We start from the raw sequence: 16,461 nt of genomic DNA on the forward strand, positions 1-16,461 counted from the left end.
TAGTCTAAAAACTAGTATTAAGACTATCACTTATTTAAGTGATATTGGTTGTCTGGAGATTCAGGGGGCCAGTCTAAAACCACATCTGTATAAGGAATTTTTAAGGTTCGTGGGATAGCTTGACTGTGAAAATTACAGGAGCTACAAAAATGAACCGATTCTCAAAAACTCAAATTTATTTACATTGGATAACGCTGCTTTTCGTTGCAATAACCTATGCCGCGATGGAACTCCGTGGCTGGTTTCCTAAAGGTAGTAGTACTTATCTGCTGATGCGAGAAACACATTACAATGCGGGTATATTCGTTTGGGTGTTAATGTTTTCACGCCTGATTATAAAACACCGTTATAGTGATCCTTCTATTGTGCCACCGCCACCTGCCTGGCAAATGAAAGCGGCTTCGCTAATGCACATCATGCTTTATATAACCTTCCTTGCACTTCCTCTGCTGGGGATTGCTTTGATGGCTTACAGTGGAAAATCGTGGAGTTTCCTTGGTTTCAATGTGTCTCCCTTTGTTACCCCAAACAGCGAAATTAAAGCACTGATAAAAAATATTCACGAAACCTGGGCAAATATAGGCTACTTTTTAATCGCAGCTCACGCTGGCGCAGCACTCTTTCATCACTACATTCAGAAAGATAATACTCTGTTACGAATGATGCCTCGCCGCAAATAAGTCGATCCCCTGACAAGGAAATGTGAACCATGGACATCAACGCGTCATAAATGTTTACGCAAGTGCACAATGCACCCTTTCCACTATCAACAAGGAGGAGCAGAAACTGTGTAAATCGTACAATGGTAAGACTTATCAAAAATACAGGTTAATTTTTGTATTTAAACCTTTTTTACTTGTTAGTATGATACAAAGGCTTTCAAAAAAGCTGGGAAATTCAACAACTCTTGGAAATTATGGACTTTGTCCCGCGGCTTTAATCTGACGGCCGCGTTACTTTTTTGACTCAATTATTGACCCCTTCTCTACGCAACTTCAGTTCCCACCACCAACTTTGCGGCAGTTTCATAGGATGAATGTCTAAAAGAATAATGGTGAGCGATAAGAAAACGACTGAATAACTGCACATTTTCGCTCGAAAGCTTCCTGTCAGATCCATAGCGAATCAAGTGCTGAATGTCACAGTATCGAACAGAAAACAGTGACGATCTAACCCTTCAAGAATATTCTACGATTGTTCTGTTTAGGAAAAGCAAGGCGGGAAGTCGGGAGATAAGTCATTGATAAAGTGGCGGAGAGAGGGGGATTTGAACCCCCGGTAGAGTTGCCCCTACTCCGGTTTTCGAGACCGGTCCGTTCAGCCGCTCCGGCATCTCTCCGTTCAGATGGTTGCCATGATGCCAGGAAATTTGGCATTTTAACAGTCCCTGTCCGTGCAATTTTGTTCAAGTGACGAGTTTGCGAGCAAAACGATGATTAAGTGGCCCTGGAAAGTACAAGAATCAGCACATCAAACTGCCCTTCCCTGGCAGGAAGCACTATCGATTCCTCTTTTAACGTGTCTGACAGAACAGGAACAAAGCAAATTAGCCACTCTTGCCGAACGTTTTTTACAGCAAAAGCGGCTTGTTCCTTTACAGGGCTTTGAACTGGATTCATTAAGAAGCTGCCGGATAGCACTTCTATTTTGCCTGCCCGTTCTGGAGTTAGGACTGGAATGGCTGGATGGTTTTCATGAAGTCTTAATTTATCCTGCGCCATTTGTGGTCGATGATGAATGGGAAGACGATATCGGTCTGGTGCATAACCAACGTATTGTTCAGTCAGGTCAGAGCTGGCAGCAAGGGCCTATCGTTTTGAACTGGTTGGATATACAAGATTCTTTTGATGCTTCTGGTTTTAACCTGATTATTCATGAAGTCGCTCATAAGCTGGACACCCGTAACGGCGATCGCGCCAGCGGAGTTCCCTTTATTCCGTTGCGTGAGGTTGCTGGCTGGGAACACGATCTTCATGCTGCAATGAACAACATTCAGGAAGAAATCGAATTGGTTGGCGAGAATGCGGCGAGCATTGATGCTTATGCTGCCAGTGATCCTGCTGAATGTTTTGCCGTACTTTCTGAATATTTCTTTAGCGCCCCAGAACTTTTTGCTCCTCGTTTCCCTTCATTGTGGCAACGTTTCTGCCAATTTTATCAACAAGATCCTTTGCAGAGACTGCATCACGCTAATGATACAGACTCGTTTTCGGCGACGAATGTTCATTAATTAACAACTTTGCAGATTAATTAACCAATTGAAATGACTTATGAAATTTAGTGTTGACAGACAAGGTACCGCTAAGTAATATGCGCCCCGTTCACACGATTCCTCTGTAGTTCAGTCGGTAGAACGGCGGACTGTTAATCCGTATGTCACTGGTTCGAGTCCAGTCAGAGGAGCCAAATTCTAAAAATTCGCTTCTTAGCGCAATGTCACTGATCTTAGTTGAACATTGTTTTTTAACGGATAGCGGGTTTTTAACATCTTAAGCGCCCTCGACCTTTATGGTTGAGGGCGTTTTGCTATGAACGCCATCACCATTTTCCCCTCGATTATAAAACTTGAGTTATTCAGTAGTCTCCCCTCTTGCAACTCACACCCAAAACTGCCTAACGAAAAGTTATTAATTTTCAATCATATTGCTATCAGGATTTACATTTTTTCGCTGTGCTAGAAAGGGCGCATTTATGTTAGCTCGTTCAGGGAAGGTAAGCATGGCTACGAAGAAGAGAAGTGGAGAAGAAATAAATGACCGACAAATCTTATGCGGGATGGGAATTAAACTACGCCGCTTAACTGCGGGTATCTGCCTGATAACTCAACTTGCGTTCCCTATGGCTGCGGCAGCACAAGGTGTGGTAAACGCCGCAACCCAACAACCCGTTCCTGCACAAATTGCCATTGCAAATGCCAATACGGTGCCCTACACCCTTGGAGCGCTGGAATCGGCCCAAAGCGTTGCTGAACGTTTCGGTATTTCGGTGGCTGAGTTACGCAAACTCAACCAGTTTCGTACGTTTGCTCGAGGTTTTGATAATGTCCGCCAGGGTGATGAACTGGATGTCCCGGCACAAGTTAGTGAAAATAATTTAACCCCGCCACCGGGTAATAGCAGTGGCAACCTTGAGCAACAGATAGCCAGTACTTCACAGCAAATCGGGTCTTTGCTCGCCGAAGATATGAACAGCGAGCAAGCAGCAAATATGGCGCGTGGATGGGCCTCTTCTCAGACTTCAGGCGCAATGACAGACTGGTTAAGCCGCTTCGGTACCGCAAGAATCACGCTGGGCGTGGATGAAGATTTTAGCCTGAAGAACTCCCAGTTCGATTTTCTCCATCCGTGGTATGAAACACCTGATAATCTCTTTTTCAGTCAGCATACTCTCCACCGTACTGACGAGCGTACGCAGATTAACAACGGTTTGGGTTGGCGTCATTTCACTCCCACATGGATGTCGGGCATCAACTTCTTTTTCGACCACGACCTTAGCCGTTACCACTCCCGCGCCGGCATTGGCGCGGAGTACTGGCGCGACTATCTAAAATTAAGCAGTAACGGCTATTTGCGACTGACAAACTGGCGCAGCGCACCTGAACTGGACAACGATTATGAAGCACGCCCGGCCAATGGCTGGGATGTACGCGCAGAAGGCTGGTTACCCGCCTGGCCGCACCTTGGCGGTAAACTGGTCTATGAACAGTATTATGGCGATGAAGTGGCCCTGTTCGATAAAGATGATCGGCAAAGTAATCCTCATGCCATAACCGCTGGACTTAACTATACCCCCTTCCCGCTGATGACCTTCAGCGCGGAGCAACGCCAGGGTAAACAGGGCGAAAATGACACCCGTTTTGCCGTCGATTTTACCTGGCAACCTGGCAGCGCAATGCAGAAACAGCTTGACCCGAATGAAGTCGCTGCACGGCGTAGCCTTGCAGGCAGCCGTTTTGATCTGGTGGATCGCAACAACAACATCGTTCTGGAATATCGCAAAAAAGAACTGGTTCGCCTGACCCTGACAGACCCCGTGACAGGGAAGTCAGGAGAAGTGAAATCACTGGTTTCGTCGCTACAAACCAAATATGCCCTGAAAGGCTATAACGTCGAAGCCACCGCTCTGGAAGCTGCCGGTGGTAAAGTGGTTACAACGGGTAAAGATATTCTGGTTACCCTGCCGGGTTACCGGTTCACCAGTACGCCAGAAACCGATAACACCTGGCCGATTGAAGTCACCGCTGAAGACGTCAAAGGCAATTTGTCGAATCGTGAACAGAGCATGGTAGTCGTTCAGGCACCTACGCTAAGCCAGAAAGATTCCTCAGTATCATTAAGTACCCAAACATTGAACGCGGATTCCCATTCAACCGCCACACTAACTTTTATTGCTCATGATGCAGCAGGTAATCCTGTTATCGGGCTGGTGCTCTCGACGCGTCACGAAGGTGTTCAGGACATCACCCTTTCTGACTGGAAAGATAATGGTGACGGAAGCTATACCCAGATCCTGACCACAGGAGCGATGTCTGGCACGCTGACGCTGATGCCACAGCTGAACGGTGTGGATGCGGCTAAAGCCCCCGCCGTGGTGAATATCATTTCTGTTTCGTCATCCCGGACTCACTCGTCAATTAAGATTGATAAGGACCGTTATCTCTCCGGGAATCCTATCGAGGTGACGGTAGAACTGAGAGATGAAAATGACAAACCTGTTAAGGAGCAAAAACAGCAACTGAATACCGCAGTCAGCATCGACAACGTGAAACCTGGTGTCACTACAGACTGGAAAGAAACCGCAGATGGCGTCTATAAGGCAACCTACACCGCCTATACCAAAGGCAGTGGGCTTACTGCGAAGCTGTTAATGCAAAACTGGAATGAAGATTTGCATACCGCTGGATTTATCATCGACGCCAACCCGCAGTCAGCGAAAATTGCGACATTATCTGCCAGCAATAATGGTGTGCTCGCCAATGAGAATGCAGCAAACACCGTCTCGGTCAATGTCGCTGATGAAGGAAGCAACCCAATCAATGATCATACCGTCACGTTTGCGGTATTAAGCGGATCGGAAACTTCCTTTAACAATCAAAACACCGCAAAAACGGATGTTAATGGTCTGGCGACTTTTGATCTGAAAAGTAGTAAGCAGGAAGACAACACGGTTGAAGTCACCCTTGAAAATGGCGTGAAACAAACGTTAATCGTCAGTTTTGTCGGCGACTCGAGTACCGCGCAGGTTGATCTGCAGAAGTCGAAAAATGAAGTGGTCGCTGACGGCAATGACAGTGCCACAATGACCGCGACAGTTCGGGATGCAAAAGGCAACCTGCTCAATGACGTCAAGGTCACCTTCAATGTCAATTCAGCAGCAGCGAAACTGAGCCAAACCGAAGTGAATAGCCACGACGGGATCGCCACAGCTACGCTGACCAGTTTGAAAAATGGTGATTATACGGTTACGGCCTCTGTGAGCTCTGGTTCTCAGGCTAATCAACAGGTGAATTTTATCGGTGATCAAAGTACTGCTGCCCTGACCCTCAGTGTGCCTTCAGGTGATATCACCGTCACCAACACAGCTCCGCAACATATGACTGCAACCTTGCAGGATAAAAATGGCAACCCACTAAAAGATAAAGAAATCACCTTCTCTGTGCCAAACGACGTCGCAAGTCGGTTCTCGATTAGCAACGGCGGAAAAGGCATGACGGATAGTAACGGGGTTGCAATCGCCTCCCTGACCGGCACGTTAGCGGGCACGCATATGATCACGGCTCGTCTGGCTAACAGCAATGTCAGCGATGCACAGCCAATGACGTTTGTGGCGGATAAAGACAGAGCGGTTGTCGTTCTACAAACATCGAAAGCGGAAATCATTGGGAATGGCGTGGATGAGACGACTCTGACAGCAACAGTGAAAGATCCTTTTGATAACGTGGTTAAAAATCTGTCAGTAGTCTTCCGCACCTCCCCTGCAGACACGCAACTGAGTCTGAACGCGCGTAATACTAATGAGAACGGTATTGCTGAAGTTACCCTTAAGGGCACGGTTTTGGGTGTTCATACAGCCGAAGCCATACTGCTTAACGGCAACAGAGATACGAAGATAGTCAATATTGCGCCCGATGCCAGCAACGCGCAGGTCACCCTGAACATCCCTGCACAACAGGTGGTGACGAATAACAGCGACAGCGTGCAGCTGACGGCGACGGTGAAAGATCCGTCGAATCATCCGGTGGCGGGAATAACGGTGAACTTCACCATGCCACAGGACGTGGCGGCAAACTTTACCCTTGAAAATAACGGTATTGCCATCACTCAGGCCAATGGCGAAGCGCATGTCACGCTCAAAGGTAAAAAAGCGGGCACACATACGGTAACCGCAACGCTGGGTAACAATAATGCCAGCGATGCGCAACCAGTCACCTTCGTGGCGGATAAGGACAGCGCAGTTGTCGTTTTGCAAACATCGAAAGCGGAAATCATTGGGAATGGCGTGGATGAGACGACTCTGACGGCAACAGTGAAAGATCCTTTTGATAACGCAGTAAAAGATCTACAGGTCACCTTCAGTACCAACCCGGCAGATACTCAACTTAGTCAGAGCAAAAGCAATACTAACGACAGTGGTGTGGCTGAAGTTACTCTTAAGGGCACGGTTTTGGGTGTTCATACAGTCGAAGCCACACTGCTTAACGGCAATGGCTATACGACGACAGTCAATATTGCGCCCGATGCCAGCAACGCGCAGGTCACCCTGAACATCCCTGCTCAACAGGTGGTGACGAATAACAGTGACAGCGTGCAGCTTACGGCGATGGTGAAAGATCCGTCGAATCATCCGGTGGCGGGGATAACGGTAAACTTCACCATGCCACAGGACGTTGCGGCAAACTTTACCCTTGAAAATAACGGTATTGCCATCACTCAGGCCAATGGGGAAGCGCATGTCACGCTGAAAGGTAAAAAAGCGGGCACGCATACGGTTACCGCAACGCTGGGTAATAACAATACCAGTGATTCGCAGCCGGTAACATTTGTGGCGGACAAAACCTCGGCTCAGGTTGTCCTGCAGATGTCAAAAGATGAGATCACAGGTAATGGCGTCGATAACGCAACGCTAACTGCAACGGTTAAAGATCAGTTCGACAATGAGGTGAATAATCTTCCGGTAACATTCAGCTCAGCCTCTTCAGGACTCACCCTGACCCCGGGAGTAAGTAATACCAATGAGTCTGGCATCGCGCAGGCCACTCTCGCAGGCGTTGCCTTTGGTGAGCAGACGGTCACTGCATCACTGGCTAATAATGGTGCCAGCGACAACAAAACTGTGCATTTTATTGGCGACACAGCGGCGGCAAAAATTATCGAGTTGACGCCTGTCCCAGACAGCATAATCGCCGGTACCCCGCAGAACAGCTCCGGCAGCGTCATCACCGCCACAGTCGTTGATAATAATGGCTTTCCGGTGAAAGGTGTGACTGTGAACTTCACCAGCAACGCAGCGACAGCCGAAATGACGAACGGCGGTCAAGCCGTGACGAACGAACAGGGTAAGGCTACCGTCACTTATACCAATACCCGCTCCTCGATAGAATCAGGAGCGAGACCGGATACCGTTGAGGCCAGTCTGGAAAATAGTAGCTCCACGCTTAGCACATCAATTAATGTCAACGCTGATGCGTCTACGGCACATCTCACCTTGCTACAGGCACTCTTTGATACAGTCTCCGCAGGCGACACTACCAATCTGTATATTGAGGTGAAGGATAATTACGGCAACGGAGTACCCCAGCAGGAGGTAACCCTCAGAGTATCACCAAGTGAAGGCGTGACCCTCAGTAATAACGCTATATATACTACCAACCACGACGGCAATTTTTACGCAAGCTTTACCGCTACAAAAGCCGGGGTTTATCAAGTGACGGCAACCCTCGACAATGGCGATTCGATGCAACAAACAGTGACCTATGTGCCGAACGTCGCGAATGCTGAAATCACGCTGGCAGCCTCGAAGGATCCGGTGATTGCCGACAATAACGATCTCACGACACTAACAGCAACAGTCGCTGATACAGAGGGCAATGCGATAGCCAACACTGAGGTAACATTTACTCTGCCGGAAGATGTGAGGACGAACTTCACGCTGAGCGATGGCGGTAAAGCGGTTACTGATGCCAATGGCAAAGCGAAAGTCACGCTGAAAGGTACAAAAGCAGGCGCTCATACTGTTACAGCATCGATAACTGGCGGTAAGAGTGAGCAGTTGGTGGTGAACTTTACTGCGGATACGCTCACTGCGCAGGTTAATCTTAACGTTACCGAGGACAATTTTATCGCTAATAACGTCGGGATGACCAGGCTGCAGGCAACAGTGACTGATGGAAACGGCAACCCGTTAGCCAATGAGGCGGTGACATTCACACTACCGGCAGATGTGAGCGCAAGCTTTACTCTCGGACAAGGCGGTTCCGCCATTACTGACATCAACGGCAAGGCTGAAGTTACACTGAGCGGTACAAAATCCGGCACCTATCCCGTGACAGTTAGCGTGAACAGTTACGGTGTCAGTGATACGAAGCCGGTGACTTTGATTGCCGATGCTGGTACCGCTAAACTGGCTGGTTTTACCGCATCATCGGGCTCATTTACCGCGAGCACAACCGAGGGCGCGACCCTGACGGCAAGCGTCACAGACGCTTACGGCAACCCGCTAGAAGGCATCATGGTCAATTTCCGCGGCCCCGCCACCACGCTGAGTAACACCAGTGTCGAAACGGATGCTCAGGGTAAGGCAGAAATCCTTGTGACAAGCACCATTGCTGGAACGAAAGTAGTTACAGCTAATTTGGCAATCGCACCTACCGAAGCCGCCATTCGAATTTTAACTGTCAACGCAGATGTTGATTCTGCGACGATCACCAGTCTGGAAATGCCTGAAGGTCAGGTAATAATCAGAGAACCCATAGCGGTTAAAGCACACGTCGACGACCAGTTTGGCAATCCAGTTGCTGACCAACTTGTGACATTCAGTGCAGAGCCGTCAAGTTTTAACATGGTCATTAGTCAGAATACGGTTTCTACGAATAGCCAGGGTATAGCTGAGGTCACCATGACGCCCGAAAGATACGGTTCGTATACTGTGAAAGCATCCCTGGCGAATGGCTCCTCTTATGAGAAGGACCTGGTGGTAATCGATCTAAGACTAACACTCACGGCATCAAGTCAACTTATCGGCGTCAATGACCCATCGGGAGCAACTCTGACTGTAAGGTTAACTCATGCAAACGGGGCTCCATTGAGCCATGAACTCGTTACCTTTAGCGTAACGCCCGAAGGTGCAACGTTAAGTAGCCAAACAGCGACAACCAACACTTCAGGTGAGGCACAAGTCGTTCTGACCAGCAATAAAGTCGGTACATATGCGGTGACAGCATCGATCCATAGCGGCGTAATTATTCAGACACAGACAACCGTGAAGGTTACTGGCAACCCAAGCACCGCACATGTTGCTAGTTTTATCGCTGATCCGTCGACTATCACGGCCAACAATAGTGATATCAGCACGCTAAAGGCTACTGTTGAGGATGGCAGTGGTAACCTGGTCGAAGGGGTCAATGTAAACTTCGTCTTAAAAAGCGGCTCTGCCACATTGACGTCATTAACAGCGGTGACCGATCAAAACGGACTCGCGACAACGAGCGTTAGAGGAGCTATGACGGGGAGCGTCGCGGTAAGCGCAGAAACGAGCTATGGTGGAGCGCAAACAGTAGATATAACGCTGGTGGCAGGCCCGGCAGACGCTTCGCTGTCCGTCCTTAAGAACAACCGGTCATCACTGAAGGGGGACTTTACCGAAAGTGCTGAACTACATCTTGTTCTGCACGATCTATCAGGCCATCCGATCAATGTTTCTGAAGGGATGGAATTTGTGCAATCAGGTACCAACGTGCCCTATGTGCAAGTTAGTGCAATTGACTACAGCAAAAATTTCTCCGGCGAGTACAAAGCCACTGTTACAGGCGGCGGAGAGGGTATCGCAACGCTGATCCCCGTGTTGAATGGTGTTCACCAGGCAGGTCTGAATACCACGATAGAATTCATTAGCGCGGAAGCCAGACCAATGACCGGTACAGTGTCAGTCAATGGTGCGACCCTACCGGCAGCTTCATTCCCTTCGCAGGGATTTACCGGGGCGTATTATCAGTTGAATAATGACAACTTTGCACCAGGAAAAACGGCGGCTGATTATGCGTTTTCAAGCACTGCCTCCTGGGTTGATGTTGATACTTCCGGTAAGGTGACATTCAAAAATGTCGGAGATAGAAATGCTGTAATAATCACGGCGACCCCAAGATCAGGTGGCGCTATTTACCAAACGCAAGTACGGGTGAAGGGCTGGTGGGTGAATCACGGTAATAACCTCATGCAATTAAGCCAGGCTGAAAACTACTGCAGCAACCAGGTCGGTAATGGCTACAACCTTCCCCGCGCGGACCTTTTAAGCAATGGACACATGCGGCGCGAAATAGGGTCACTGTATGGTGAATGGGGAGATATGGGAAATTACATGAACGAAGCTGATTTTTATTCAATGGTATATTGGTCATCTAATTCTGCAGGCGCAGGCCAACAATACATTGTCTCCCTGGAAACAGGGACGCAAAACACTTATCAAACGCATGAATTTTTTTATGGGGCGTGTTATAAACAGATTTAATTTTTCGTTATAATTTCTTAAAGAGTGCTCCATTCGGGGCACTCTTTTTTACATTCCCTCTATAGAGCTTGCTCTTCTCTCACCGAAAATGAATAAATAAAAATGCGATACCGCCAGATTCGCGTTCGGTGTGACTATGATCGTATCCGGTGAGTACAGCTTTGATCCAAAGGCTGGTTTTCTGTGATGATTGACCAGCCTCAGAGTATTGATGACACCACCGTTCATAACAGATCGGCATTACTATGCATAAGTACTGTCTCATATTCTCGCCAAAACACTTTTTAATGCCTTTGCGAATTCATCCAGACTTATATTGTCAATTTTTTGCCCAACGACGACTGACTCCGAAACATCGGCCATTGCGGGCCATCGCGTTTTGTAATCAGCATAAATTGCAACAACGGGGGTATTATAGGCACTTGCCATATGTAATATTGAGGTGTCAGGAGTTATTGCGATATAAGCATCTTTTATGATTGCTGCTGAACGTTTAATCGAGGGTGATAAGGATAAACGGTAGACATTATTATAACAATCCACTAATACCCTGGCTTTATCTTCCCCTTTTGGTCCATGAACGATCACTATTGGTATATCTGTTTCACTTTGAATTTTTTCTATTAGATTTTCTGCAATCGATAGTGAAAATGTACGATCCTGCGAGCTACCTTCTAAATTAAGCGCAATGTAAGATCCTAACGATCGCATTTCCTCGCGCACCTCATCGAGTACATCCTCACTTAGTGGCAATTCATATATTGGCCTGACTGCTGGAAAACCCGCCTCACGCATCATAAATGCCCATGTCATGGGTACGGGAGCCCGGAGATTCTGATCCATCCGGGACGCGTTCTTACACACAGGGGAATAGCACTTCATGGTTAAACCAACAACCTGAAAATTCGTTTTTGCTTTCAACTGACTGATAAATAACATCGTTTTCAGGTTCTTTTTACGCATCGCCTCTATACAAAGATCCGGAGTACCGTATTGCTGTGTTATGTTCTTCGCTAAATCTTTTATTTCTTTTAATGTTGCGTGATCCTGCATAGTCATTGTGACTAATGTTAATTTAGTCTGTTCAAGTTTGAGCGCATTAAAGACTTCTAAATTAATTATCGACGTAACAATTAGTAGATGCTTAATTTTATGCAATTCAAGCGCCCGAATAACAGGAAAGATGGCCATAGCATCGCCAATCTGATCGGGAATATGGATGACAACAAAGTCTGTTTTTTCAATATTGAAATTATAAGCTTTATAATCGTAGTAACTAAATGCAATACGTCTCAACAATGATACTAAAAACATAACTAACCTCGCCTCCCTACTGGTTATAATGCAATGCAGTCTATCAGAATCATCAGGGTGCAATTTTGTGCATATGCGGACTTTTATGTTTCATATCTCGAACCTGTGGGTCCTCTGCTTAATCCTTAAACAACACCAGCAACTCCCGCGCTTTCATCTTCCAGCGAATTTTTCATGTTGCCGCTAATCAGCCATAAAATCATTTGCAGATGCGCTCTGTCGAGGTAGTCTCATAAGGTTCGTTTATAGATCGACGGCAATGTGAGTTACCTTTTCCATACTAATTATAAAAAGACAGTACAAACAGGATCATTATGGACTCCACGCTCATCTCCACTCGTCCCGATGAAAGGACGGTTTCGTTAAGTCGCGCCCGACGAGCTGCGTTAGGCAGTTTCGCTGGTGCCGTCGTCGACTGGTATGATTTTTTACTCTATGGCATCACCGCCGCACTGGTGTTTAATCGCGAGTTTTTCCCGCAAGTAAGCCCGGCGATGGGAACGCTCGCCGCATTTGCTACCTTTGGCGTCGGATTCCTTTTCCGTCCGCTCGGCGGTGTCATTTTCGGTCACTTTGGCGACCGACTGGGACGTAAGCGCATGTTAATGCTGACCGTCTGGATGATGGGCATCGCGACAGCCTTGATTGGTATTCTTCCTTCATTCTCGACCATTGGGTGGTGGGCACCTATTTTGCTGGTGACGCTGCGTGCCATTCAGGGATTTGCCGTCGGCGGCGAATGGGGAGGCGCGGCGTTGCTTTCCGTTGAAAGTGCACCGAAAAATAAAAAAGCCTTTTACAGTAGCGGTGTACAAGTTGGCTACGGTGTAGGTTTACTGCTTTCAACCGGACTGGTTTCATTGATCAGTATGATGACGACTGACGAACAGTTTTTAAGCTGGGGCTGGCGTATTCCTTTCCTGTTTAGCATCGTACTGGTACTGGGAGCATTGTGGGTGCGCAATGGCATGGAGGAGTCTGCGGAATTTGAACAACAGCAACATAATCAAGCGGCCGCGAAAAAACGCATCCCGGTTATCGAAGCGCTGTTACGACATCCCGGTGCTTTCCTGAAGATTATTGCGCTACGACTGTGCGAGTTGCTGACAATGTACATCGTTACCGCGTTTGCACTTAATTATTCAACTCAGAATATGGGGTTACCGCGCGAACTTTTCCTTAATATTGGTTTGCTGGTAGGTGGATTAAGCTGCCTGACAATTCCCTGTTTTGCCTGGCTTGCCGATCGTTTTGGTCGCCGCAGGGTTTATATCACAGGTGCGTTAATCGGAACGTTGAGCGCATTTCCTTTCTTTATGGCGCTTGAAGCACAATCTATTTTCTGGATAGTTTTCTTCTCCATAATGCTGGCAAACATTGCGCATGACATGGTGGTGTGTGTGCAACAACCGATGTTTACCGAAATGTTTGGTGCCAGTTATCGCTATAGTGGCGCTGGAGTCGGTTATCAGGTTGCCAGTGTGGTTGGTGGTGGATTTACACCTTTTATTGCCGCTGCACTCATCACTTACTTTGCCGGGAACTGGCATAGCGTCGCCATTTATTTGCTGGCTGGATGCCTGATTTCCGCAATAACCGCTTTGTTGATGAAAGACAATCAACGCGCTTGATAGTCTGGCGAAGATCATCCGATCTTCGCCTTGCACTTTTGTTTCACATTTCTGTGACATACTATCGGATGTGCGGTAATTGTATGGAACAGGAGACACACATGAATAATAAGGGCTCCGGTCTGACCCCAGCTCAGGCACTGGATAAACTCGACGCGCTGTATGAGCAATCTGTAGTCGCATTACGCAACGCCATTGGCAACTATATTACAAGTGGCGAATTACCTGATGAAAACGCCCGCAAACAAGGTCTTTTTGTCTATCCATCTCTGACCGTAACCTGGGACGGTAGCACAACCAATCCCCCTAAAACGCGCGCATTTGGTCGTTTTACTCACGCAGGCAGCTACACCACCACGATTACTCGCCCTACTCTCTTTCGTTCGTATCTCAATGAACAACTTACGTTGCTGTATCAGGATTATGGTGCGCATATCTCGGTGCAACCCTCGCAGCATGAAATCCCTTATCCTTATGTCATCGATGGCTCTGAATTGACACTTGATCGCTCAATGAGCGCTGGGTTAACTCGCTACTTCCCGACAACAGAACTGGCGCAAATTGGCGATGAAACTGCAGACGGCATTTATCATCCAACTGAATTCTCCCCGCTATCGCATTTTGATGCGCGCCGCGTCGATTTTTCCCTCGCACGGTTGCGCCATTATACCGGTACGCCAGTTGAACATTTTCAGCCGTTCGTCTTGTTTACCAACTACACACGTTATGTGGATGAATTCGTTCGTTGGGGATGCAGCCAGATCCTCGATCCTGATAGTCCCTACATTGCCCTTTCTTGTGCTGGCGGGAACTGGATCACCGCCGAAACCGAAGCGCCAGAAGAAGCCATTTCCGACCTTGCATGGAAAAAACACCAGATGCCAGCATGGCATTTAATTACCGCCGATGGTCAGGGTATTACTCTGGTGAATATTGGCGTGGGACCGTCAAATGCTAAAACCATCTGCGATCATCTGGCAGTGCTACGCCCGGATGTCTGGTTGATGATTGGTCACTGTGGCGGATTACGTGAAAGTCAGGCCATTGGCGATTATGTACTTGCACACGCTTATTTACGCGATGACCACGTTCTTGATGCGGTTCTGCCGCCCGATATTCCTATTCCGAGCATTGCTGAAGTGCAACGTGCGCTTTATGACGCCACCAAGCTGGTGAGCGGCAGGCCCGGTGAGGAAGTTAAACAGCGGCTACGTACTGGCACTGTAGTAACCACTGATGACAGGAACTGGGAATTACGTTACTCAGCTTCTGCACTTCGTTTTAACTTAAGCCGGGCCGTAGCAATTGATATGGAAAGTGCAACCATTGCCGCGCAAGGATATCGTTTCCGCGTGCCATACGGGACACTACTGTGTGTTTCAGATAAACCGTTGCATGGCGAGATTAAACTTCCCGGCCAGGCTAACCGTTTTTATGAAGGTGCTATTTCCGAACACCTGCAAATTGGCATTAGGGCGATCGATTTGCTGCGCGCAGAAGGCGACCGACTGCATTCACGTAAATTACGAACCTTTAATGAGCCGCCGTTCCGATAATAAGTTCTGAACCTTCTTATCAAAAATAGATGTGAAGGATTAAGTAAGACATCTGGCAAATAGCCCGCAATAAACGCGGGCTGTTTGCTTCCTTGGGCGGATACGAGTTTTATTATCGTCTTAATGATTTCCACATATTAAAAGCAAGTATGCTTTCAAAACACAATTATAAAAAATCCCACCAACAATATAAGTTTTTATAAAATTAAATATAAGATTATGACTTTAGAATATTTTTATTTCTAATAGACGAGATTTTTCCTGTTATGATATAATATGCCGAATTAACACATGTTAACGATTTACCAGTAATGTAAATAAATTTTCGAGGAGATCATTCCAGTGGGACGTAAATGGGCCAATATTGTTGCTAAAAAAACGGCTAAAGACGGTGCAACGTCTAAAATTTATGCAAAATTCGGTGTAGAAATCTATGCTGCTGCTAAACAAGGTGAACCCGATCCAGAATTAAACACATCTTTAAAATTCGTTATTGAACGTGCAAAACAGGCACAAGTTCCAAAGCACGTTATTGATAAAGCAATTGATAAAGCCAAAGGCGGCGGAGATGAAACATTCGTGCAGGGCCGTTATGAAGGCTTTGGCCCTAATGGCTCAATGATTATCGCCGAGACATTGACTTCAAATGTTAACCGTACGATTGCTAACGTTCGCACAATTTTCAATAAAAAAGGCGGCAATATCGGAGCGGCAGGTTCTGTCAGCTATATGTTTGACAATACGGGTGTGATTGTATTTAAAGGATCAGACCCTGACCATATTTTTGAAATTTTACTTGAAGCTGAAGTTGATGTTCGTGATGTGACTGAAGAAGAAGGTAACATTGTTATTTATACTGAACCTACTGACCTTCATAAAGGAATCGCGGCTCTAAAAGCAGCTGGAATCACTGAGTTCTCAACAACAGAATTAGAAATGATTGCTCAATCTGAAGTTGAGCTTTCCCCAGAAGATTTAGAAATCTTTGAAGGGCTTGTTGATGCCCTTGAAGATGACGACGATGTACAAAAAGTTTATCATAACGTCGCAAATCTCTAATTATATTTTAAAGAAATCTGTCTTTATGGCAGATTTCTTTAATCTCATATAATCCTTATAAAAAATATAATGTTTAACTCGTCATATTGCTTATAAAAAATCCCCGGTAATGACTCCAACTTATTGATAGTGTTTTATGTTCAGATAATGCCCGATGACTTTGTCATGCAGCTCCACCG

The 16,461-nt window shown here is 46.9% G+C and carries 8 protein-coding genes and 2 tRNA genes; 7 read left to right on the plus strand and 3 right to left on the minus strand.

Features of this window, described 5'->3' with window-relative positions:
- The first annotated feature begins 149 nt into the window (after positions 1–149).
- The gene (locus tag OQV04_RS19790) at positions 150–680 is read left to right on the plus strand and encodes a cytochrome b (RefSeq protein WP_001079074.1); all 531 of its coding nucleotides are present in this window, start codon (positions 150–152) and stop codon (positions 678–680) included.
- A 569-nt stretch (positions 681–1,249) separates the two neighbouring features.
- On the opposite strand, the gene OQV04_RS19795 is transcribed toward OQV04_RS19790, so the two are convergent.
- A tRNA-Ser gene (locus tag OQV04_RS19795) sits at positions 1,250–1,339 on the minus strand.
- A 93-nt stretch (positions 1,340–1,432) separates the two neighbouring features.
- On the opposite strand from OQV04_RS19795, the gene mtfA reads away from it, so the two are divergent.
- The 3 genes from mtfA to OQV04_RS19810 all read left to right on the plus strand — a co-directional run bounded on the left by mtfA (position 1,433) and on the right by OQV04_RS19810 (position 10,722).
- A complete protein-coding gene (gene mtfA, locus OQV04_RS19800) occupies positions 1,433–2,230 on the plus strand; it encodes a DgsA anti-repressor MtfA (RefSeq protein ID WP_032281098.1) in 798 nt (265 codons plus the stop codon).
- 100 nt (positions 2,231–2,330) lie between these two features.
- A tRNA-Asn gene (locus OQV04_RS19805) sits at positions 2,331–2,406 on the plus strand.
- Positions 2,407–2,718: 312 nt separating this feature from the next.
- A complete protein-coding gene (locus OQV04_RS19810) occupies positions 2,719–10,722 on the plus strand; it encodes an Ig-like domain-containing protein (RefSeq protein WP_274446733.1) in 8,004 nt (2,667 codons plus the stop codon).
- Positions 10,723–10,983: 261 nt separating this feature from the next.
- Here OQV04_RS19810 and OQV04_RS19815 read toward each other — a convergent pair whose 3' ends face one another.
- Entirely contained in the window at positions 10,984–12,036 is a 1,053-nt protein-coding gene (locus OQV04_RS19815; RefSeq protein ID WP_099145435.1) for a glycosyltransferase family 9 protein, read from the minus strand.
- A 314-nt stretch (positions 12,037–12,350) separates the two neighbouring features.
- On the opposite strand from OQV04_RS19815, the gene shiA reads away from it, so the two are divergent.
- The 3 genes from shiA (at position 12,351) to OQV04_RS19830 (ending at position 16,282) form a co-directional block, all read left to right on the plus strand.
- A complete protein-coding gene (gene shiA / locus OQV04_RS19820; RefSeq protein ID WP_021570837.1) occupies positions 12,351–13,667 on the plus strand; it encodes a shikimate transporter in 1,317 nt (438 codons plus the stop codon).
- 101 nt (positions 13,668–13,768) lie between these two features.
- Positions 13,769–15,223, plus strand: coding sequence for an AMP nucleosidase (amn, locus tag OQV04_RS19825; protein WP_001060244.1), 1,455 nt, complete (start codon positions 13,769–13,771; stop codon positions 15,221–15,223).
- A 342-nt stretch (positions 15,224–15,565) separates the two neighbouring features.
- Complete coding sequence (locus tag OQV04_RS19830; protein ID WP_000532912.1) at positions 15,566–16,282, plus strand: YebC/PmpR family DNA-binding transcriptional regulator; 717 nt, start codon at positions 15,566–15,568, stop codon at positions 16,280–16,282.
- Positions 16,283–16,402: 120 nt separating this feature from the next.
- On the opposite strand, the gene OQV04_RS25190 is transcribed toward OQV04_RS19830, so the two are convergent.
- Positions 16,403–16,459, minus strand: coding sequence for an IS1 family transposase (locus OQV04_RS25190; protein ID WP_003032489.1), 57 nt, complete (start codon positions 16,457–16,459; stop codon positions 16,403–16,405).
- Between the last annotated feature and the right edge of the window lie 2 nt (positions 16,460–16,461).

Source organism: Escherichia sp. Lx600-2, from assembly GCF_036662595.1.
GTDB classification, from domain to species: domain Bacteria; phylum Pseudomonadota; class Gammaproteobacteria; order Enterobacterales; family Enterobacteriaceae; genus Escherichia; species Escherichia coli.